The 21,929-nt window shown below is 58.1% G+C and carries 20 protein-coding genes; 11 read left to right on the top strand and 9 right to left on the bottom strand.

Features of this window, described 5'->3' with window-relative positions:
- Positions 1 to 3: 3 nt before the first annotated feature.
- From deoD to NH395_RS05335, 3 genes are all read left to right on the top strand, one after another.
- A complete protein-coding gene (deoD, locus tag NH395_RS05345; protein WP_092826966.1) occupies positions 4 to 729 on the top strand; it encodes a purine-nucleoside phosphorylase in 726 nt (241 codons plus the stop codon).
- A gap of 23 nt (positions 730 to 752) precedes the next feature.
- A complete protein-coding gene (cdd, locus tag NH395_RS05340) occupies positions 753 to 1,160 on the top strand; it encodes a cytidine deaminase (RefSeq protein WP_253022956.1) in 408 nt (135 codons plus the stop codon).
- Positions 1,161 to 1,290: 130 nt separating this feature from the next.
- Positions 1,291 to 2,415, top strand: coding sequence for an aminotransferase class V-fold PLP-dependent enzyme (locus NH395_RS05335; protein ID WP_253022954.1), 1,125 nt, complete (start codon positions 1,291 to 1,293; stop codon positions 2,413 to 2,415).
- A gap of 82 nt (positions 2,416 to 2,497) precedes the next feature.
- Here the strand turns inward: NH395_RS05335 and NH395_RS05330 are convergent, their stop codons facing one another.
- Together NH395_RS05330 and NH395_RS05325 are read right to left on the bottom strand one after the other, a co-directional pair.
- Positions 2,498 to 3,187, bottom strand: a complete 690-nt coding sequence (locus NH395_RS05330) for a CBS domain-containing protein (protein ID WP_253022952.1) — start codon at positions 3,185 to 3,187, stop codon at positions 2,498 to 2,500.
- 139 nt (positions 3,188 to 3,326) lie between these two features.
- Positions 3,327 to 4,754 carry a hypothetical protein gene (locus NH395_RS05325; protein WP_253022951.1) on the bottom strand — a complete coding sequence of 476 codons (1,428 nt, stop codon included), beginning with the start codon at positions 4,752 to 4,754 and terminating at the stop codon, positions 3,327 to 3,329.
- A 133-nt stretch (positions 4,755 to 4,887) separates the two neighbouring features.
- Here NH395_RS05325 and NH395_RS05320 point away from each other — a divergent pair, with 133 nt between their 5' ends.
- Both NH395_RS05320 and NH395_RS05315 read left to right on the top strand, forming a co-directional pair.
- Positions 4,888 to 5,877: a J domain-containing protein gene (locus tag NH395_RS05320; protein ID WP_253022949.1), complete on the top strand. Its 990-nt coding sequence runs from the start codon at positions 4,888 to 4,890 to the stop codon at positions 5,875 to 5,877.
- A 38-nt stretch (positions 5,878 to 5,915) separates the two neighbouring features.
- Positions 5,916 to 6,347, top strand: a complete 432-nt coding sequence (locus NH395_RS05315) for a hypothetical protein (RefSeq protein WP_253022947.1) — start codon at positions 5,916 to 5,918, stop codon at positions 6,345 to 6,347.
- Here NH395_RS05315 and NH395_RS05310 read toward each other — a convergent pair.
- Complete coding sequence (locus NH395_RS05310) at positions 6,264 to 8,750, bottom strand: mechanosensitive ion channel family protein (protein ID WP_253022945.1); 2,487 nt, start codon at positions 8,748 to 8,750, stop codon at positions 6,264 to 6,266. The two genes, NH395_RS05315 and NH395_RS05310, sit on opposite strands and share 84 nt — an antisense overlap.
- 141 nt (positions 8,751 to 8,891) lie before the next feature.
- Between NH395_RS05310 and NH395_RS05305 the strand changes: the two genes are divergently transcribed.
- Positions 8,892 to 9,902 carry an amidoligase family protein gene (locus tag NH395_RS05305; RefSeq protein ID WP_253022935.1) on the top strand — a complete coding sequence of 337 codons (1,011 nt, stop codon included), beginning with the start codon at positions 8,892 to 8,894 and terminating at the stop codon, positions 9,900 to 9,902.
- Between the two features lie 76 nt (positions 9,903 to 9,978).
- Entirely contained in the window at positions 9,979 to 10,662 is a 684-nt protein-coding gene (locus NH395_RS05300) for a type 1 glutamine amidotransferase (protein ID WP_253022934.1), read from the top strand.
- On the opposite strand, the gene tpx is transcribed toward NH395_RS05300, so the two are convergent.
- Positions 10,652 to 11,155, bottom strand: coding sequence for a thiol peroxidase (gene tpx, locus NH395_RS05295; protein WP_253022933.1), 504 nt, complete (start codon positions 11,153 to 11,155; stop codon positions 10,652 to 10,654). The genes NH395_RS05300 and tpx overlap by 11 nt on opposite strands.
- A 99-nt stretch (positions 11,156 to 11,254) precedes the next feature.
- Here tpx and NH395_RS05290 point away from each other — a divergent pair, with 99 nt between their 5' ends.
- Positions 11,255 to 11,971 (top strand): glutamine amidotransferase, encoded by a 717-nt coding sequence (locus tag NH395_RS05290; RefSeq protein WP_253022932.1) that lies wholly within the window; start codon positions 11,255 to 11,257, stop codon positions 11,969 to 11,971.
- On the opposite strand, the gene nfi is transcribed toward NH395_RS05290, so the two are convergent.
- Together nfi and NH395_RS05280 are read right to left on the bottom strand one after the other, a co-directional pair.
- On the bottom strand, positions 11,972 to 12,664 hold the full coding sequence (gene nfi, locus NH395_RS05285; RefSeq protein WP_253022931.1) for a deoxyribonuclease V: 693 nt from the start codon (positions 12,662 to 12,664) through the stop codon (positions 11,972 to 11,974). It abuts the gene before it with no gap.
- Positions 12,665 to 12,783: 119 nt separating this feature from the next.
- Positions 12,784 to 14,496, bottom strand: a complete 1,713-nt coding sequence (locus NH395_RS05280; RefSeq protein ID WP_253022930.1) for a DEAD/DEAH box helicase — start codon at positions 14,494 to 14,496, stop codon at positions 12,784 to 12,786.
- 522 nt (positions 14,497 to 15,018) lie between these two features.
- Here NH395_RS05280 and NH395_RS05275 point away from each other — a divergent pair.
- Both NH395_RS05275 and NH395_RS05270 read left to right on the top strand, forming a co-directional pair.
- Positions 15,019 to 15,216 (top strand): CsbD family protein, encoded by a 198-nt coding sequence (locus NH395_RS05275; protein ID WP_085918181.1) that lies wholly within the window; start codon positions 15,019 to 15,021, stop codon positions 15,214 to 15,216.
- A 103-nt stretch (positions 15,217 to 15,319) separates the two neighbouring features.
- The gene (locus NH395_RS05270) at positions 15,320 to 15,817 is read left to right on the top strand and encodes a PRC-barrel domain-containing protein (RefSeq protein WP_253022929.1); all 498 of its coding nucleotides are present in this window, start codon (positions 15,320 to 15,322) and stop codon (positions 15,815 to 15,817) included.
- Positions 15,818 to 15,901: 84 nt separating this feature from the next.
- Here NH395_RS05270 and NH395_RS05265 read toward each other — a convergent pair whose 3' ends face one another.
- Together NH395_RS05265 and NH395_RS05260 are read right to left on the bottom strand one after the other, a co-directional pair.
- The gene (locus tag NH395_RS05265) at positions 15,902 to 16,900 is read right to left on the bottom strand and encodes a glutathione S-transferase family protein (RefSeq protein ID WP_253022928.1); all 999 of its coding nucleotides are present in this window, start codon (positions 16,898 to 16,900) and stop codon (positions 15,902 to 15,904) included.
- Positions 16,901 to 16,976: 76 nt separating this feature from the next.
- A complete protein-coding gene (locus NH395_RS05260; RefSeq protein WP_253022927.1) occupies positions 16,977 to 17,891 on the bottom strand; it encodes a LysR family transcriptional regulator in 915 nt (304 codons plus the stop codon).
- A gap of 500 nt (positions 17,892 to 18,391) precedes the next feature.
- Between NH395_RS05260 and NH395_RS05255 the strand changes: the two genes are divergently transcribed.
- Positions 18,392 to 20,116, top strand: a complete 1,725-nt coding sequence (locus NH395_RS05255) for a peptidoglycan DD-metalloendopeptidase family protein (protein ID WP_253022926.1) — start codon at positions 18,392 to 18,394, stop codon at positions 20,114 to 20,116.
- A gap of 75 nt (positions 20,117 to 20,191) precedes the next feature.
- On the opposite strand, the gene NH395_RS05250 is transcribed toward NH395_RS05255, so the two are convergent.
- Complete coding sequence (locus NH395_RS05250) at positions 20,192 to 21,826, bottom strand: L,D-transpeptidase family protein (RefSeq protein WP_253022924.1); 1,635 nt, start codon at positions 21,824 to 21,826, stop codon at positions 20,192 to 20,194.
- Positions 21,827 to 21,929: the final 103 nt, after the last annotated feature.

Raw genomic sequence — 21,929 nt, 5'->3', positions numbered from 1 at the left:
ACAATGGCGACACCACATATTAATGCTGAGAAAGGCGATTTTGCCGATACCGTGCTGATGCCCGGCGACCCGCTACGTGCCAAGTTCATCGCCGAGACCTACCTGGACGATGTCCGCCAGGTCAACGACGTGCGCAGCATGCTGGGCTACACCGGCACCTATAAAGGCCGCGAGATTTCCGTCATGGGCCACGGCATGGGCATCCCCTCGGTCTCGATCTACGCCAAAGAGCTGATCACCGACTACGGTGTTAAATCCGTCATTCGCGTGGGCTCCTGCGGGGCGGTTCGCGACGACGTCAACGTTCGCGATGTGGTCATCGGCATGGGTGCCTGCACCGACTCCAAGGTCAATCGCATGCGCTTCAACGACCACGACTTTGCCGCGATTGCCGACTTCGACCTGACCCAGCACGCGGTCGCCGCCGCCAACGCGCAAAACGTGCCGGTGAAAGTCGGCAACATCTTCTCGGCGGATCTGTTCTACAACCCGCAAACCGAGATGGCCGAGCTGCTCAAACGCTACGGCATTGTCGGTGTCGAGATGGAAGCCGCGGGTCTCTACGGCGTGGCCGCGGAATTCGGCGCCCGGGCACTGACCATCTGCACGGTATCCGACCATATTCTGAAAGGCGACTCGCTCTCAAGCAAAGACCGTCAAACCACCTTCAACGACATGATGACGATTGCGCTCGACACGGTATTACGCGACGACGCAGCGCGCACCTGAAGGCCAACACCAAGGAAATCGCCATGAGCCAAGTCGATACGGCACTGGTTGAGACACTACTGACAGCGCTTGGCAATGCCTATGCGCCCTACTCCAACCACCCGGTGGCCGCCGTGATGGAGTGTCCGGATGGCCAGCAGTTCGTCGGCGGCAACGTCGAAGTGGCCCACTACAAGGGGCTCTGTGCCGAAGCCTCGGCCATTTCAGCCATGGCCACGGCCGGGCAGCGTGAGCTTGCCAAGGTCTATGTCATGGGGCCCGGCGAGCACCTGTGTACGCCCTGCGGCGACTGTCGCCAGCGTATCCGCGAGTTTGCCACGCCCGACACGCAGATCATGGTGCTCTCTCGCGAAGGCGAAGTACTGAAAACCTACACCATGGAAACGCTGCTGCCCGACGCCTTCGGCCCCGAGCAACTGCCGCCGCGCTAAGCCGTCAGGTACCCCACCACAGACCAGCCCACGGGCTGGTTTTGTGCGTTTATTACTCGTACTCTTAAGCTCACGCTTTTGTTGACGCAGAGTGTGCCGTCAAGAGCACACCACTTTTTTGGAGAACGCCATGGCTGGCCTACTGCCCAACGTCGATCCCGACGGCCTGCTGGAATATTCGGTGGTCTACACCGACCGCTCGCTGAACCATATGTCGCAACAGTTTCAGGGCGTGATGCGGGATATTTCCGCCACGCTGAAAGAGGTCTACAACGCCCATGCTGCAGTGATCGTGCCGGGTAGCGGCACCTTCGGCATGGAAGCGGTGGCGCGCCAGTTTGCCGTCGACCAACCGACGCTGGTGATCCGTAACGGCTGGTTCAGCTACCGTTGGACGCAGATTATCGAGATGGGCCGACTGACCGACCAGCACACCGTGCTGAAAGCGCGGCGCGAAGACCCCAACGACCCCCAGTCGCCCTTTGCGCCGGTCCCCGCCGACGAGGTTGCCGAGCGCATTCGCGCTGAAAAGCCTGCGGTCGTTTTTGCCCCTCAGGTGGAAACGTCCGCCGGGATGCTCTTGCCGGACGACTACATCCGCACCGTTGCCCAGGCAACCCGTGACGTGGGCGGCCTGTTCGTGCTCGACGCCATTGCCGCGGGTACATTGTGGGTGGACATGCAGGCGCTGGGGGTGGATGTCGTGGTCAGTGCGCCGCAGAAAGGCTGGAGCGGCTCGCCCTGCTGCGCCATGGTGATGCTCTCAGAACGTGCGACCCAGCGTCTTGCCGAGACTCAGAGCAACAGCTTTGCCTGCGACCTGGGCAAGTGGCACAGCATCATGCGGGCCTACGAGAACGGCGGGCACGCCTATCACGCGACCATGCCCACCGATGCCCTGCGCCAGCTGCGCGACATCATGCAGGAAACGCGTGACTACGGCTTTGGCAAGGTCAAAGAGGAGCAGCAGGCGGTCGGCCGAGAAGTTCGCGCCATGCTCAAGCGCCACGGTTTTAAAAGCGTCGCAGCAGATGGCTTTGACGCGCCGGGTGTGGTGGTGTGCTACACCGATGACAGCGGCCTGGTCGGCAAGCTTGCCCAGGCAGGCGTACAAGTGGCAGGCGGGGTGCCACTGATGTGCGATGAGGGCGACCACTTCCAGACCTTCCGCATTGGCCTGTTTGGCCTCGATAAGCTGCACCATACCCAGCGCAGCGTGGAAAACCTTGAGCAAGCCATCAAGTCAGTGAGTTAACGCCTTGGGCTAAACCAGGCAATCAAGGCCAGAAGCCCGCTACTCAATAGCGGGCATTTGTACGCCATCTGCCAGGCTGATCTTACATATAGCCTACGCCTCGGGGCATCATGCCCAGGTTATTTTCAACCTGTTTCACTCCTGGAACGTTCTCTGCCACCACCGTCACGGCCTTTTTCTGTTCAAGGGATTCAACCAGCCCCCAGACTTCCACAGCGCCGCCATCGACGATCAGACTGATATTTTCGACGCGCACGTCGGTATGGCGCTCAACGTCGTTGAGGATGGCGTCGCGAATTTGGCGATCGTCGGCAGGCGATTGCGTCGGCCCCACGACAGCATTCGCAATGCCTTGCAGTAAATTGGCGCGACTGACGATGCCCACCAATTTGCCATCACGCAGAACAGGCACACGTTTGATGTGGTGCTTTTCCAGCAGGCGAGCAATACTGTGTATTGGCGTGTTTTCCTCGACACTCAGTGGGTCGGGCGTCATGACATCCTGAGCTTTACGGCCATGGGATTTCACATAGTCGCGCGAACTTTTTCCGCCACTCAAAAGCGACAACCACCCTGACTGGGGCTGGCCGTCATCGTCTTTTAGGCGACGCATCAAATCGCCTTCGCTGACGATCCCGACCACCCGATGCTCGTCATCCACCACCGGGACGGCACTAATACGGTGGCTCAGCAGCAATTGTGCTATATCGCGCACATCGGTGTCGGGCGCCACACTCACCACTTTGGGCGTCATGATATCGATAGCTTGCATGGTGCTCCTCCTGGCAACGGGCCCTTGCGACGTTATCGTCGTAATTTGCAAAGCCCTCTACTTCAGACTAGTTCGCTGCTCTTCAGTTGCCCATGCTGACACCATTTAGTTGGCGTCTTTTTGATCTAGCGCAGCTTATTCACCGGTCTTTTTCACTGACCTTTGCTGTGCCGCTCTCCCCGACTTTTTCTACATCGACAATCCCAGACCGGCTGACCACGACCTTCCAGCGAGCCAGGTAAGGCTGGTCTTCGCTGCCGGTTTCGCGAATGACCAAATTAAACAGGTGACGACGCTCGACACTTTCGCGCACGGCCTGGTCTTCTTTAAGCCGGTAGATATCATACTTGCCCTTGCTCATCAGCCGGGTCAGCATGGAGATATCCAGCGTCAAACTTTCCTGGGTGTGTTCGTAACCACTTAGGAAGCGGGTCGGTGACATGCGGGAGCGCGAACGGTAATGCAGCACCACCTCCTCACGCTGGGCCACGGTCCGGCGACGCAACCGCTGAATTTCAGGGTCCAGAGACGAATAGCGCTTATAGTCGAACCATTCCAGTTGATGCCCCACCGATACATTGCGGTTGGGGTCGACGTACTGCCGCCGCCACTTAGGCCGCCCACGGCGCAACCAGCGCCATAGGGTGTTACGTAAATCGTCTTTGAACACTTCGCGCATGGCATAAAGTACGGCCATGGCAATCACGAACAACGAGGTGATATCACCGAGGGTATCGCGCAGGCGAAGTACGCCAAACGAAACAAAGGCCATGACCACGGCCGTCGCCAGGGCTTTGACGGCTTTTTGCTCACCGCCGCCCAACTCCTGGGGCCGCTGCTTAAGGGTAATGGGATACTCGATCAAGCGACGCAGCAACCGCATTTTATTCGACATCCGGGTAGGGTCAGCCATCACCCGTTCGGCGTTGTATTCCTGCTCGCGCCGGTACGCTTCTTCTCGCTGGCAAATCGCCACGAACCGGTGACGGATGGGGGTAAACTCACCGCCCCTGGGCATGTGAGCCACCAGCGCCAATAACTGCTGTTCGGTAAACCACGACAGGTAATTATCGATATTGGTGAAATACTTGGTCAGTCGTTCATCCCGGGGCGGATGGCGGCGCAGGCGCCTCAGAATACTTTCACTCAAGTCACTGGTTTGCTGCAGCTGGTCACGCAGCCGATGGACACTTTCCTGGTCGACCTGATGCTTATCTTCGCTTCGGCGTATCTCCCGCGCACTTGTCAGCATGGCTTGGGTATTGCGCTCCATCGCGCCCACGTATTGATAAGCATAAAGGCTGAGGCTCAGGCGATAGGAGTCACTGCCCAGCTGATTGCGGCTCGCCAAACGGCTGTGCACCAGGGGCAGATGATATTCGTCGCTGTAGTAGGTACGCGACACTTGAATCGCCGCGTGGTAAAACGCTTCCTCCGAAATCAACTGGGTCGAAAGGCCAAGATCCCCCGGTACAAACAGATAAATATCCAGATTGTGAGAGGTTTCCTCCTTCAAGCGCCGTGAAATACGCAGTTGAAAGCTGTTTTTGCGCTCTACATTAATCAACTCACCAATCTCCTGCTTCCCTGGATACGTCAATGCGATAACATGGCATCATCGCTAACCGGTGAAGGCCTTGCCTTAAGGCACGCCTGACGCCACTATTGCCCGCTGTTCTTTTCACTTTGGGAGCCTTTGGATGTCCATGGCCCGTTTTTCACCCTTTGAGCTGGTGCTGTTAAATAGCCGCAGCCAAGTGGATACGGCAACGCTACTATTGCTGGCTTGGGTACTTGTTAACCGCCAGCACGTGTCGGAAGGCCAGCGACGCCGTCGCCTGGCCCAGGTCACGGCGCAGTTTCGTCATGGGCATGAATTGGGGCCGGTCATGAGCATTGCCCATCATCAGGATCTTCAAGCCATTCAGCTGGCCGCCGAGATTCTACGTAAAGAGTGCTCGCAAGAGCGCAGCCTGAGTGTCCTGCATCAGTCGATCACGGTGGCAACCGATGACGGCGACCTGTCGCTGGCCAACCATTATATCCTGCGCTTTCTGGCGGACTTGCTCAATGTGACGCCCACAACGCTGAGCACCCTGTTTTATGAGTTAACCGGCAGGCCATTAACGTCCCCCGAGGACCCCAGCCGTCATGCCTATTGGCAACGTCACAATCCGGACTACTTTAACCAAAAGGCACGCGAGGCCGCCGCTGAACAGCAGGCTCGGGATGAAGCCGCACAGCAGGCTGACGAGAAACACCAGCAACGCAAACAGAAAAAACAACGAAAACAGCAGGAAAAGCAGCGCCAACAGGAAGAGGCCCAGGCGCGTCAGGCGCATGCCCGACAGGAGCGTGAACGCCAACGGCAACGCGATGACCAGAGCCGCCGCGATCAGGCCCAACGTGAGCAGGCGCGGCAAGACCGGTCCCGTTACGAACGCGCCCAGGGAGAACGCCGCCAGTGGCAACGCACCGCGCCTCCTCCGGACCGCACCACGCGTGCCCTGGCGGTACTCGGACTGCCGCCGGGGGCCAGTCGTAGCGACGTACGCCTCGCCTATCGGCGCATGGCACAGCTTCATCACCCGGACCGCTTTTTCACCGAAAGCGAGCATCAGGTGGCACTGGCATCCGCACGTTTTCAGCGCATCAAAAACGCGTATGATTACCTGATGCAAACCTACTAAAAAGACGCAGCAGCGACCGACGGAACAAGACCATCCTTATGCGCGATTTGTATCAACGCCTATCGCTTTCACCAGAGGCCAGTGAGCACGACATCCAGAATGCCGTGATGCGCTGCCCCAACAGCGCCCTACGCCAGGACGCTGAGAGTGTTCTCGCGGTCAACGAGCACCGTGAGGCCTACGATACGCTACATCACACGCTCAACGATATTGGCTGCCTGCGTGCGCGACTCGGCTTGACCCACGGGGCCCACTGGCAAGGTGATGTGGCCAACGATTTTTCACTGCCCCCGGATCATGCCATTTCGCGCCACGATGAACTGGTCGACCGCGTCAGCAACGCGGTCTCGCTGTACAACCGCTGGCGTCGCTGGCGAGGCCCCTGGCTACTCGTCGCCGTGTTCGCTACCGGGGCCGGTATCGGCGTCGTAATGGGATTTGCCCTCTGCCTGGGGCTTGCCGCGGGATAGGCGACGGTCTTCTTCACTTCCCTTACGCTGCCGCTCATCTTTCCTGATTTCGGCTTTGGTCGGCATGGGGGCAGGTTTGGGGGGCGTTGGCCTTTCCCTCCCTTCTGCTGCCTCTTCAGGATCGCTGGCATTCTGGCTGGACTGACCGTGGCCAGCCTCACTACCGTCCTCCAGGTTCATCTCAACGCTGCTGTCAGGCGCCATCAGGCCGCCTGCCTGACCCTCCATGCTGACACTCAAACGTGGCACGCCCAGGTCGACACCGTCGGCTTCCATGCGTTGTTTCAACATCAGGTTAAAGGCGCGGGCCACGTCCCATTGCATTTCGGGTGCGGTACGGAACCGCATGCGCAAAATCGCCCCACCATCGTCGAAACTGTCGATTCCCTGCATCTCCAGCGGCGACCAGATATGGTGGCGCATCATCGGATCCTTGCGCAGTTCCTGGGCGGTTTCCTGCATCAAATGGATGGCATCGTCTATTTTCATGTCGTGGGGAATCCGGATACGCATCAGCGCAATACCGAACTGCCGGGACATATTGTGGATCGATTCGATGCGGCTGAACGTGATGATATGCACGATGCCGTCGAGGTCGCGCAGCCTGACCGTGCGCAGGGTCAGGCCTTCTACCGTGCCCATGTGGCCGTTGATTTCGACGAAATCGTCCACGGCCAGGGAGTCTTCGATCAGGATAAAAATACCCGTGATCAGATCCTGTACCAGCGTTTGCGCCCCGAAGCCGATCGCCAGACCAATCACACCGGCACCCGCCAGCAACGGCGTCACGTTAACACCCAAATTGGCGAGTCCGGCAATAACGGCAATAATCAGAATCGTGATGAAAATGACATTGCGGATCATCGGCGTGATGGTTTGCGCACGCGCCTGATTGACCCGCTTGCCGCGGGAGCGCGTCGATGAGATCAACGCCCGCTGAATGGCCGTATCGGCAAATATCCATACCAGCCACGCCAGCAGCACGGTTCCCCCCAGGCTCACCAGGGCGGGACCAAGCTGTGCACCGGCCAGGCCGCGCTGGCCCAGGCCAAACATCGAGCTACCCCACACCTGCATCGACAGTTCGGCAAAAACCACCCAGGCACAAATATGTGCCAGCACGAACCCAAAACGCTCCAGCCGCTTGCGATACTGACTCTGCCGACGGCGGCGATGGCGGCGCTTGCCCAAGCGCTCGGCTTGACGACGCAGCAGGCCCGTCACGACCAACGTCAGCACCAGCAGGCTCGCCGAAATGATCGACCGGGCAAGTGCCGTGCCCACATCGCCAACGGTAATAAAGATCGCCAGCAGCGAGCCACCTACCAACAAAAGTGCCGGGATATGCCACAGCCCACCGAGCGCACGAATCATCTCCACAGCAGTGTTGGCATCCCGCCGTTGCCGGTAGGGGCGATTACAGATCAGGTGGCGCACTGGACGCTTGAATTTGATCACGAAACGCGCCGAGATCAACGCTGCCAGCATATTGGCCAGCACGGAAACCAGGCTGGAAAGCTCGGTGCCCAGCATTTCGACAATGCGGCTCGAATTCACCGCGTCGCCCAGTGCAATCAGCGCACCAATGACAAACAGGCTGCGCAGAGCACGCTGATGCAGCAATTGCACAGCCGTAAACCGATGCCCACGGCTGAAGAAAGCCACAACGGTTTCAAACACCACCGATAGCAGTCGACCACAAACGCAAATATAGGCCACGACCAGCACCATGGTTCGGCCCGGGCTGTAAGCCATCAACTGGCCAATCCCCAGCGTGATCGCAAACGCCAGTGTCCAGGGCAGGATACGCCGAAAGAAGTGCACGACCATCAGCCAGCCTTTAGGGTCGCGGGGCAAATCCAGCGGCCACTTGCGACGCTTGGCGATCACCCTTCCCGCACCGATCATGGACACCAGCAGCACAACCCAGACCACTGCAAGCACAGCGCCTTCGGCCACCGCACGAATCATCTCGCCTCGACTGGCACTACTGGCCACGGCCTGCAACCCTTTACCGCCGTTAACCAACTGACGCTGCCACTCCTCTACTGGCGATCCCCCCGCCTGAGCCTGCTCGCCGATGTCGGTGAGCGTATCCGCGAGCGCCCCCAGCACCCCCTGGCGAACCACCCCTTCATCCCCACTGGCTTCTTGCGTGGTCGTTTGCAGTTCACGCAGCGAGTTGATCAACTCACTGCGCCGCTCTTCGTCTTCGAGCACTGAAATCACGTCATTCAGCGACCCCTGAAAGTCCTCACTGCTGACGTCGTTCTGCTCTTCCGATTCACCACCGCCGAGGCTTGGCAACGAGATCGCCTGTGCATGAGCGTGGGACGCCATGACGCCCATCAGCATGATGAAAATAAAACGAACAACGGTATTGATTAGCCAGTGCGGTCGCACATATTACTCCTGAACCAAGGCATCAAAAGGCAATGCCGCATGATTATCCCCGTAAAGGGCTCGCTGAGCGAATATTCTCAGCCCAAGTGCGTGACTATGATAGGCTGAGCCCACAAATCGTTCACCTCACAGGATGCCGAGATGACGTTAGAAGCGCCACCGAATGGGTGGAACTCAAAGGGCGAAACCCGCAAGGTCGGTGTCGAAATCGAGTTCGCCGGCTTGCCCCCACGTGACACAGCCCTGATTGTGTGCGAACTGTTTGGTGGTGAGCTTAACGTGGTCAGCCCCCACCGGCTACTGGTCGAAGGCACCCGCTGGGGCGAGTTTGGTATTGAACTGGATACCCAATATGCGCATCCTGACCGGGCGCTATTGGAGGAACACCACGAGCTGGACAGCGAGTGGTCGCGCCAGCAGCACCAACACCGCCTGGAGTTCCACCGCAAGACCCGCGAGTTGATTGGCGATATGGTCACGGGGCTGGTGCCCACAGAGATCGTGTGCCCGCCGGTGCCCTGGAACGAACTCGACGAACTCGATACGCTATTCGAAGCGTTGCGGACCCATGGGGCAAAAGGCACGGATGCCAGCTTACTTTACGGTTTCGGGTTGCACCTCAACCCTGAAGTGGAGCGCGAAGATGTGGATTACCTGCTGTCGATGCTGCGCGCCTACCTGCTCCTGGCAAGCTGGTTGCGCAGCGAGATCAAGGTGGACATCACCCGCGAAGTGCTGCCCCACGCCAACCCCTTCCCCAAAGAGTATGCGCTCAAGGTATTAAACCGTCAGTACACGCCGGATATCGACACCCTGATTGATGACTACCTGTACTACAATCCCACCCGCAACCGGGAACTGGATTTACTGCCCCTGTTTGCTTACCTTCGCCCTGACCACCCGCACAAGCTGTTGCATGGTGAGTTGACCCAACCACGGCCAACGTTTCATTACCGCCTACCTAATGCGCAGCTTTCGGAGCCCCATTGGGGAGGCGTCACCGAATGGAACCGCTGGGTCGCCGTGGAACGCTTGGCAGCCGCCAAGGAGACCCTGGCCGCACGCTGTGATCACTATATCGCCCAGCATAACCGGCCATTGATCACTCGCCTGGCAAGCCGCGCCAAGCGCTGGTGGGGTGAGCGCTTCTGACGAGGCGTTGATCGCATCATCGTTGCGATACGCCTGTTACCGTCTATTCATTCACATCGACCAAGAGTGCCCTTGCATGGCCCGCCCGTTAATTGGCATTACCACTTCCGATGCAAAAAGCCAGCTTGCCTGGTGTTTCGACTGGTTTGCGGTCTGGCGCCACGGCGGCCGACCGCTGCGTTTATCACCGTCAAGACCCATGCCCGACGACCTGGATGGACTCATCATCGGCGGTGGTGATGATATTCAGACGTCCCTGTATGGCGGGGAGGTGCAGTTAGGCGTGCGCCTTGACCCAGCCCGGGATGAGCTGGAACTCAAACTGCTGGAACATTTTATCCCGCGGCATACCCCCGTCCTGGGAATCTGCCGGGGTGCCCAACTGATCAACGTCCACCTGGGCGGCACCCTGGACCCGGATATTTATACCACCCATGAGGGCATCAAGCGGCGCCGCACGGTGCTCCCGCGCAAGACCGTCGATATCGTCGGGGCCAGTAAGCTGCACCGCCTGCTCGGCGTGTCCTGGTGCCGCGTTAATAGCCTGCACCATCAAGCCGTCAACCGGGCTGGCAAGGGAATCGACATTGTCGCCCGCGACCGCGACGGCCTGGTTCAGGGTATTGAGTCCCGGGACCACGATTTTCTGCTGGGCGTGCAATGGCACCCCGAATGGCTGGTGTTCAACCGCCCCCAGCAGCGCTTGATTCGCGCGCTGGTGGCGGCGGCAGAGCGTCATCGAACCGCTATCAGGGGTTAAGGGCGGCGAGTGCCGCGTCGTAGTCCGGCTGGTTTTTCAACTCACTGACCAGCTCGCTGTGCAGCACCCTGTTATCGGCGTCCAGCACCACGACGGCGCGGGCGCATAGCCCTTCCATGGCACTGTTGCACAACGCCACGCCCCAGGCTTCCTGAAATTCGCGATGGCGGAAGGTGGACAGTGTTTCGACATCGTCCAGCCCCTCCGCGCCACAAAACCGCTTGGCCGCGAAGGGTAAATCGGCCGACACCACCAACACCACGGTATTGTCCAGTTTGGACGCCAGCTCGTTAAACTGCCGGGTCGACATCGCACAAGTCGGCGTATCGACGCTGGGAATAATATTGAGCACTTTGCGTTTGCCTTGATACGTATCAAGGGTGACATCCTGAAGCTCACTGTTGGTGAGCGTCATGGCAGGCGCCACTTCTCCTGGGGCTGGCAAACGACCGGCGACATCCATCGGTTCACCGGCACGGGTAATCTGTTGCATATCAGGCTCCTGAACATAGTATGGGATGTCTATACTGCATCCTAAAAGGGAATTATCCTAGCTGGGTTTGTCATACACCGCGTCAAGACGAGAGCCATCATGCCTTCTTTAGTGATTATCAAAACCGGTGATGCCTTCCCGGAAGTGGTCGAACAGCACGGTGATTTCGAGCAGCTTTTTATCCAGCAGCTGCGTGAGGCGCTACCTGACGGCATGACGTTAAGCGTGTGGGATGCGCGGGAGAGCACACCAACGGCCTCGCCCGCTTCATTGGCTGGCGTGGTTATCACCGGTTCGCACAGCATGGTGAGTGAAGCGCCGCCATGGAGTGAGGCGCTAAAGCCCTGGCTCAAGCAGGCGCTGGCCGACGACGTGCCAATGCTCGGCGTATGTTACGGGCACCAGCTCATGGCCGCGGCCTTTGACGGCGTCAGCGATTACCACCCCGCCGGTCGGGAATCGGGCACGCATCGGGTACGGCTTACCCAGGCCGGCCAGCAGGACCCCCTCTTCAGCCAGTTGCCCGTGTCCTTCCCGGCGCATCTCACCCATGCGCAATCGGTCATGCAACTACCCCACAATGCCACGGTGCTTGCGCATAACAGCCACGATGCCCATCAGGCACTGCGCTATGGACCACGCCAATGGAGCGTGCAGTTTCACCCCGAATTCACTGCACCGGTGATGCGGGCGTATCTTGAGCGTCAGCGAGCAGCGCTGCGCGATCAGGGCGAAGACCCCGACGCCCTGATCAGTGGGGTTCACGACACGCCAGAGGCATCCGGTCTGCTGCGCCGCTTCCTGGCGTTTGTGTAATCAACCGCGTCTTTGATCCCGCCGCGAGGCTAGCCGGTCTGCCAGACGGGTGGGCTCTGGCAGTTTGGTCGCCCCCAGGCAGCGCAGCACCCATTGCAACGACGTGTCCAGTGACAGGCGGTGGCCAGGCGATACAAACACCGGTTTCACCCTGGTTCTGGAGCGCAACACGGCGCCAATCACCTCGCCGCCGCGGTCAGTGAGCGGCACCCAATCGCCACGCTGCTCGCCTACCTCGGCATGGCGGCCCGTCAGCCGGGATTTGGCAATGCCAATGGTGGGTGTGTCCAGCCACAACCCCAGGTGAGCAGCCACCCCCAGTCTCCGTGGATGGGCGATGCCCTGTCCGTCCACCATCACCAGTTCGGGTTGAACGGCCAGCTTTGCGAAGGCGCCAAGCGCAGCAGGGATTTCTCGAAACGACAGCAGCCCGGGGATATAGGGCATCCGCGTGGGCTCGCGGTGAACCACTTGCTCTATCACGCTTAAGTCAGGCGCAGTATCAGGGTCCCATTTGAGCACCACCACCGCTGCCCGGGTTGTTGCGCCGCCATCCTCAAAGCCGATATCCACCCCGGCAAGGTGGCGCACCGGGTCGAGTCGGTCACTCAGCTCGAGCCGCTTTGCCAACTCCGTCTGCAGCGCCATCGCGTCCTTGGGCGCAAGGTTCCATTCGTGTAGCGGTGCCGACATGGTTTCATCCTTGAGCGGTTAAATGATGAACACGGTAGCAAAAAAACGCCCCCGCACCTGGGAAGGCACGGGGGCGTCGGGATATCACCAGTGACCGCTAAGCGGCAACTGATGGCACCTTAGGCGCGTTCGCGGCGACGGACCGGCGCATCGCCTTCATCACGGCGGCGGCGCGGGGCACGCTCTGGTGCGCTGTCTTCGCTGATTTCCAGCGGACGGCCGGAGACACGGGCACGGGCCATTTTCGTCAGAATGGTGGACGGCAGACCGCTGGGCAGTTCAACCACCGAGAAGGCATTGCGGATATCGATACGCCCGATGCGTGCGCCTTCGATGCCTCCTTCGTTCGCCAGCGCACCGACCAGTTGACCGGGCTTGACGCCGTCTTTATGGCCGACAGAAACGCGGTAGCGGGTCATGCCTTCGCTGGGCGTGTTTGAACGCTCACGGCGAGCACCCGGTTTGCCGCCAGACGCGCCATCACGCGAGGGCTTCTCTTTGCGCGGTGCCTGCAAACGACCAATCGGTGCTTCATCAGCGCGGGCCATGGCAGAGAATGCACAGGCCAGCTCGATCGGGTCATGACCTTCTTCGACCAGACGCTCGATCAGCGCACGCTGTTCTTCTGCCCCTTTGGTCAACGAGGCAATGACGCGCTGGTGGAATACTTCATCCCGGTGCGCACGAATAGCAGATTCGTCAGGTAGCGGCATTTCGGTCATTTTCTGACCGGTTGCCTGCTCCATCCAGCCCACTTTGCGACCTTCACGGAAACCGGCAAAGGTAATCGCGATACCGCTACGCCCGGCACGGCCAGTACGACCGATACGGTGCGTATAAGCTTCTGCATCCTGGGGCAGATCGTAGTTGATGACGTGGGTGATCCGCGACACGTCAAGACCACGGGCAGCCACATCGGTGGCGATCAGCACGTCGACCTTGCCACGCTTCAAACGGGTGATGGTGCGCTCACGCAGGCTCTGGTCAAGGTCACCCGACAGGCCTGCGGCATTAACGCCACGCGCCGTCAACTGCTCAACCAGCGTGGTACAGGCGGCACGGGTACGGACGAAGACAATGGCGCCATCGACCGGCTCGACTTCAAGAATGCGCGACAGCGCTTCAAGCTTGGCGCCGCCGTCAACACGCACGATGCGCTGTTCGATGTTTTCGCCGGTCGTGGTGCCCGACTCGATCGCGACTTTAACCGGGTTAACCAGGTAACGGTTAACGATGCGCTCGATTTCAGTGGGCAGTGTCGCTGAGAAGAACACACGCTGCGCATCTTTCGGGGTATCGGCAACCACGCGTTTTACGTCGTCGATAAAGCCCATACGCAGCATTTCGTCCGCCTCGTCCAGCACGAGCGCCGTCAGGCCGTCGAGTTTCAGGCTGCCGCGGTCGAGATGGTCGATAATCCGGCCAGGGGTGCCGACAATGACCTGGGCACCGCGCTTCAGCGCGCCGAGCTGTTCACGGTACTCTTGACCACCACACAGGGTAGCCACTTCAAGACCTTTAAGGTTTTGACCGTATTTACTGAACGAGACCGCCACCTGCTGAGCAAGCTCGCGAGTTGGTGCCATGACCAGCACCTGAGGCTCACGGCGCGTCAGTTCCAGACGCGATAACAATGGCAATGCGAACGCCGCGGTTTTACCGGTACCGGTTTGCGCCTGGCCCAGCATATCCCGGCCTTCGAGCAACGCAGGAATGGTCTGCGCCTGAATGGGAGAGGGAGTTTCATAGCCCTGAGATTCAACAGCAGTCAGAACGGCAGGCAATAAAGCAAGATCGCCGAAGCTCGGCGAAGCGACAGAAGTCGAGGTCATTAATCACACCTTGGTAGGCCGGTTGTTCCGGCAAAAAACATCGTAAGCGTCTCTGACTCGTTTAATGATGCGCACGTCAAGGCAGCATCAAAGAACATGGCTCCGCATAGCGGATATCGTCATCGGTGGAGTCGGAGACGCCGGTCGCACCCAGCATCCGGATTGACAGCTTGATAGCGGCTCAATCCGCCGTGGCGACCTTGTTGCGCCGATTTCACCCGTTTGGTGAAATACTGGAGGCGCGCCATCTTCACAGCAGTCAACATCAGGCATTAGCAAGATGTTCCAGCAAACGTTGCTTTGTAGGGAGCGTATCGAAAACGGCTCATGACTACACAGGCAAACGCTTATCGTCTTGATGGTGGGGTCAGCACATGCGAGGAATGCGCATCCTAACACCGCCTTCGGCATCTGACCAGCCATTTCAGTATTTTTTCGTTCGCCTTCTCCTTGCACCATGCCACATTTCGTCTAGCCTGATGGGTGCCTTATCAATTTCATGGCACCTCAAGGAGTGATTCGATGAACTGGGATCAAGTCGAAGGAAGATGGACCGAAGTGAAAGGCAAAGCACGCGCCAGTTGGGGCGAAATCACCGACGATGAACTTGATCAGATCGCCGGCAAACGTGACCAATTGGTGGGCAAGCTTCAGCAAAAATACGGCTTGGAAAAGGAAGAAGCCGAGCGCAAGGCGGACGATTGGGCTAACTCCCTGTAATCGCTCATCGCGCCAATCTATTCTCTCAATATTCTTTTGCCTGTCGCATAGTCGACACTTGACCCATCAGATATTGAGGTTCGTAGCCACAAGGAGAGATGCTATGCGTAAATCAATGATCACCACTGCCATCAGTGCAACCCTACTCAGCAGTGTTGCCTTCAATGCCAATGCTGCCTCGGACGAACCCCAAGGCATGTATTCCGCCGATGACATCATGGATGCTGATGTCTACCTCGAAGGCAATACCAATGAAGAAATCGGTGATGTCGATGACATTCTGCTGAACGAAGATATGCAAGTCAGCGCCCTGGTTGTCGAAAGCGGCTCTGTCCTTGGCCTGGGCGGTCGTGAAATCGTCGTCGACACCGACTACTTCAGTCTGGAAACCGATACTGACGGTGACGACACAGAGCATCGTGTCCTCATCAGCGCCTCAGAAGAGGAAGTAAAGTCGTTTCCTACTTACGATCGCGACTGGTGGGAGCAGACCAAGGCAAATGCCCGTGATGCTTGGCAAAGTACCGAGGAAGGTGTTCAAAGCGCCTGGCAAACAACCCGCGAGGCCATTGACCCTGACGAAGACATCAATGAAGAGTAAATCCTGAATTGATTTCGTAAATTTCCTTTTGGGAAACCTTAAAAAGCCACCTAATCGGTGGCTTTTTAATTCCCAACCGCCTGGTCAGGCGGCCTTGCGACGTATTCCCTTCCCCGATAACCGCTCGCGATCATGGGGACGATCAAAGTCCAGCGATGGCCCAACCGGAACGATGCGCGTGGGGTTAATGGTGTCGTGACTGTAATAATAGTGGCGTTTGATGTGGTCCATGTTGACCGTCTCCGCCACCCCCGGCCACTGATAAATCTCGCGCACGTAGTTGGAAAGATTGGGAAAATCCTCAATACGCTTCACGTTGCATTTGAAATGGCCATAATACACCGCATCGAAGCGAATCAAGGTGGTAAACAGGCGAATATCCGCCTCGGTCAACCACTCACCTGCCAGGTAACGGTGTTGCCCCAAGCGCTTTTCCATACGTTCCAGGGCATCGAACAGCGCCTTGACGTGTTTTTCGTAAACGTGCTGCTCGGTGGCAAAACCTGACTTGTATACGCCGTTATTGATGTGGTCATAAACGTCGGCATTGACCTCGTCAATCACGTCGCGCAAGTCATCGGGGTAGAAATCCAGGTCATTGCCGGTCAGCTCATCAAAGGCGTCATTGAGTATACGCACCAGATCAGCCGATTCATTATTGACGATCGCGTTACGCTGCTTGTCCCACAGCACGGGAACGGTAACACGCCCCGTATAGTGGGGATCGGTCATTGTATAAAGCTGGCGATGAAACTCGACTCCATTGACAGGATCACCGCTGGCACCTTCGTCCTGATGGTACGTCCACCCCTGGTCAAGCATTAACGGGCTGACGTGGGACGTCCCGATAACCGACTCGAGCCCCTTGAGGGCTCGCATGATCAGCGTGCGGTGCGCCCAGGGGCAGGCCAGCGATACATATAGATGGTAACGGTTGGTTTCAGCCGGGTAGCTGCTACCTTCGACTCTGGGAGAATCCCCTACCCAGTCGCGTAGTTGGGCCGATTCTCGGACGAACTCGCCCCCATGCTTCTTAGTGTCGTACCACTGGTCGTGCCATTTGCCGTCAATCAGCAGCCCCATGGTGTATCTCCTCAAAGCGATTAGCGTAGATCCAGCATACGCCTGGGAACCCGCGACTCAAGCGGATGTTTTAGCGCTATTCATTCGATGCAATCGAATCCTCAGGCGCACACTCACTCACCGCCTGGCGCAGCGCTGCGGCCATGGCATGAGCCGCCGGCCCTGCCCTGTCCTGATCGCGAAAAATCAATTGGATAGGAACCTCTCGAATACTGCCCGCTGCCAGTGGCAATGGCTTGAGCTGTCCATCACGGAGCTCTTGTTCAATGCGCGTTTCCGGCATCCAGGCAAAGCCGAGGCCACGCTTGAGCATATCCAGCGAGGTATTCAGATGGCTAACCGTCCAGCGCTGTTCGGCTTTCAACCAGCCCGCGTTAGTCGATTGGCGAAGCGCAGAATCCCGCACTACCAGCTGACGGTGCTGGGCAAGGTCACGCAGATCCAGCGATCTCCCCAACCGATGCAGCGCATGGGTGGGGTGGGCAACGGCGACAAACTTCACCATGACCAACGGCTCCCCTAGAAACCCTTGCGCCTCGATGCCCGATATCACCAGGTCCGCACGGCCATCGTATAGCATTTCAATGCCGCCATTTAAGACGCTTTCAAACAGCTGTACCCGCACCTGGGGATAGGCTTCAGAAAAACGCTCCAACGCTTTCGCCTGGGCTGCCGCGGGAAACACCTGATCGATGGCGAGCACGACCTCTGCCTCCAGTCCGGCGGCCAACCGGGAGGCCACATCTTCCAGCGACTCTGAGCTTTCAATTAGCTGACGCGCCCGCCTCAGGAGTAACTCACCAGCCTCCGTCAGGCGAACCTGGCGCCCTACCGGCTCAAGCACCTGAACCCCTAGCTGTTCTTCCAGTTTGTGTACCGCGTGGTTTAGCGTTGAAGGGCTTTTATGCACGGCCTCGGCGGCCCGAGCAAACCCCCCATGGTCAACCACGGCGGCTAACATCTGCCACTGTGCAAGTGTTACCCGAGACATTTCGATTTCCCCGACGCAAAACAGCGAAACAATCGCCAAACTTTCGATAAAACCATAGTGCCAGCTTATGGCCCAGATTACCGTAACCTGAACTAACTATTCTGCAAGACGTTTATCTGCAAGACGTGTCCTGATGAACAACCCTTGTCGTCATGCAGGGCCGCTTTTGGGGAGGTTTTAGTACAAAATTATTAGACACCACTTACATAAATACTTTACATAGCCATAAATACGCCTATGCTTATTTAGCTAAGCACATGGAAGTTCTAAAAATTGTCAACTTATACAACTTATGACACGGATGTTTATCGACGATCATTACATTTTTTAGCAAACGGCGTTCGAAAATAGCAGGTTGTGCGATATTCTTGCGCATTTAAGCGTAAGTCCATTTTATGTATGCATATACAGTCTAGGAACCCTTGCTATCATGGGTTATGGTTCGTGGGTTTATTCACTTTTGTTACTTTAAAATCACGAACTCGGCGGTCCATTTACCCATGTTGCGAATCCTTCATTCGCTGCCCCGCACGCATAAATTATTATTGTTACCGGTAGCCACCATGGTTACGGTGCTGGGCACACAAAAACTGTTAACGACATACAACGAACTGAATCAACCCGACGCTTCAATGGAGAGCGTCCTGGTCCCTCTTCCAAGCGACGCCACCCCGGGTGTTCCCACCTTACATAACGAACGCACCCCCGTGGCCGACGCTATTGACCGCGCCTCCCGTGCGCTTGATGCGACTCGCGAGAACATCCCGCTGAGCGATCTGAAAGCAACTGAAATCGTCGACCTTGGCGTTATCGAAGACGCAGAAGCCGATGTCAGTCTTCACACTGCAAGCGAACCAACGCCTACATCCACCGTGATCAGTGACACGATCCCGACAAATGCACCCGCTCTCAACGATGGCGCATTGCACATGGCCATTGTGGTCGGCACATTGACCAGCGGCATGCTGGATGCTGATGACATGTCATCCACCCAGATTGCCGACGCCACCTCTTACGAAGACGACGCCACCTCTTATGAAGACTACGGCGCAGAGTTGTTCGGTGATGTGTCTTTCCTTGATTTGGAACTTGCTGCAGAAGAGCCGTTTGTACCCCAGTGGGAAACCCATATCGTTGAGCCGGGTGAAACCTTTGCCGTTCTGGCCCAAAATCAGTTAGGCCTGGGTTACAGTGAGGTTCTCACGCTACTCGACGATGTACCCGACCCCAGAATGTTAACCCACTGGCGTGCAGGTCACAGTTTCGACTACCAGCTAGATGAAGAAGGTCGCCTGTTGTCGCTGCGCATGATGAAAAATACCCGTGAGGGGGTTCTGGTTGAGCGCCAGGACGACCAGTACGCCATCACCGGTATTGAGCGCAAAGGCGAGCCGGTTCAGCGCCTTTATGCCGGTACCGTCAGCGGTAGCTTTGCCCGCTCGGCCCAGTCGACGGGCCTTAATAGTGGTGCCGTCACGGAATTGACCCAACTGCTTCAGAAAAAACTCGATTTCCGCCGCGACAGCCGTCGCGGCGATCGTTTTCAGGTGCTCGTCGAATCTGACATGATTGAAGGCGAAACGCTCGATTCGCGCGTGCTGGCGGTTAAATACCAGGGCGAACGCATGAACTTGACCGTCGTGCGCAATGCGACCGACGATAAATTTTATACACCGGAAGGTGCGAGCCTGGACCCGGCCTTTGCACGTCGGCCCTTTGAAGGCAATTACCGCCTGAGTTCAGGCTTCAATCCGCAGCGCAAGCACCCCGTCACCGGGCGCATCAGCCCGCATAACGGCACCGATTTTGCCATGCCGATTGGTACACCCATCACGGCCCCCGCCTCAGGTCGGGTCGAGAAGGTCGCCAACCATTACGCCGCCGGACGCTACATCGTCGTTCGTCACGACAACGGCTACCGCACCCGTTACTTACATCTATCAAAGCCTCTGGTCAGCCAGGGTGAGCGGATCGAAATGGGCGAGCGTATTGCGCTATCGGGCAACACCGGCCGCAGCACTGGCCCGCATCTGCACTACGAGGTCATCGTCAACAATTCACCGGTCAACGCGATGACCGTTGAGCTGCCCGAGAACACCAGCCTGGATGGCGATACCCTTATCGCGTTCCAGCGCCAGGCCCAGCCTATGCTGGCGGCGCTTGATAGCGGTGAGACCGGCACGATCAGCCTGGTCGGCAACACATCGGACGACGACAACGAATAACCTTCTCGTTCCTGCCAAAAAGCGCCACTTGTGGCGCTTTTTTTGTGTGGCCCAACGAGGCTGCTTACGCAGTTATTAGCCTGACAGTCGCACGGGTTGGCTGAGTGCCGACTCCACGGCCGCGTCGTGGCCGTATATGTCCGTCCGAAACTCGACCTCGCCCTCAGCATTCGGCCAGGCCGTCAAATAATGCAGCGCGATGGGCACGCGACGCGGCAAGCTGAGCTGCCGATCGCTCTGACTACTGGCCACCAAGCTCGCCACCTGCGCCGTACTGCCGGTATCCTCTAACAGCAACTGGGCAAACTGGGTGACACCTTCCACCCTGACGCAGCCTGAACTCAGTGCGCGCTGGTGCCGCTGAAATAGCCCCTGAGCCGGCGTGTCGTGCAGATAGATCATATGGTCATTGGGAAAACGCACGACGACGCTGCCTAATGGATTCGCGCTACCCGCCACCTGACGCAGCATGACACTGCCCGGTCGTTGCCAGTCGACTTCCGCCGCATCCACCGGGTTACCGTCAAAATCAACTACCTGAATATTCTCCTCAGCCAGGTAGTCAATATCTTCCCGCACCCGGGGCAATATGTCCTCGCGCAGGATAGTAGGTGGAATGGTCCAGCTCGGGTTTAAGGTTAAATGGGTAATCGCCGACTGTATCACCGGCGTTGCCCGCTGAGGCGAGCCTACCACGACACGGGTTTGCCAGTGCTCACCACCTGGCCGAGTGTAATGCAACCGGTAACCGGCCAGGTCAACCCATACCCTCGGCGCATCGTCCGGCTGAGCCCCCATCCACCGCGCGCGCTCAAGATTTACCCTGAGCTGTTCGACTCGCGATGACAGGGGGACGTTAAGCGCTCGGCGGGTTTGCTCGCCGACCACGCCATCTTCCTGAATCAGGTGGCGCCGTTGAAAACGTTTGACGGCCGCCGCAAGCTGAGCATCAAACTGACGTTGATCAGGAACATCGACGTCTACCTGGGGGTAAGCCTGAGGATTCGCCGCGAGCAGGTGCGGCTCACCCCAGCGGGTCAATCGATGCCGCAAGGTCAGCACATCATCATGCTGGTCGCCGAGTCGCAACGATTCTTCACGATGGTCGAGGTAAGGCGCATTCGCCTGCAATGACCGCGTTTGGAAATCAATAAACGCCGCCCTTAATCGACGGTACGCCGAGGAGTCCGGGCGTGCCTGGTCAAGCGCCGCCGCAACATCCAACTGATTCACGGCCTCGGCCACCGCCCTCATCGAGTAACCTCGCGACGGACGCTCAGCATCCCATTGAGCGCTCAGCCGACGGGGGTTGACCTGGCCACGATTCAAATGATCAAGGGCTTGCAACAGCGCCTGGCTCGCCTGCAACTCAAACGCCACCTGGGCGGACTCCCCGCCTGCCTGGCTGCGCTCAAACGCCGCCATGAGCGACGCTGCTGCATAGTTCTCGGGGTTTATGCCGTCCTGTTCAAGCTCATTGAGCCCTGCCACAAGCGCTTCCACACTGTCGGCCGTCGTCCATACTGGCTGGTAATTGCGGTATTGATAGAAGCTGTCGATAGGCAAACGCTGCTCGCTCGCCGCTAAACGCACTTCCAGCGCCTCGCTTATTGGTGTCGCGGTGTCTGCACCCGCGCTACCCGCCACACCCACGCTCAGGCAAAGCGCCATGCCTACTGCCCATCGTCTTAATGGCTGCCGCTCGTTCATTGCCCTCTCCTTGCGTTACTATGACGTTCCCAATAGTGTGTCGTACTTAATTGTTATAATAGCGTGGTTGTATCATAGCGTGTTAATGACTGCCCAACCGCGC

Source organism: Halomonas sp. Mc5H-6 (assembly GCF_024124705.1).
GTDB classification, from domain to species: domain Bacteria; phylum Pseudomonadota; class Gammaproteobacteria; order Pseudomonadales; family Halomonadaceae; genus Vreelandella; species Vreelandella subterranea.
The sequence above is the reverse complement of the archived record's forward strand: the minus strand, read 5'-3'. Positions and strand labels throughout refer to the sequence as shown.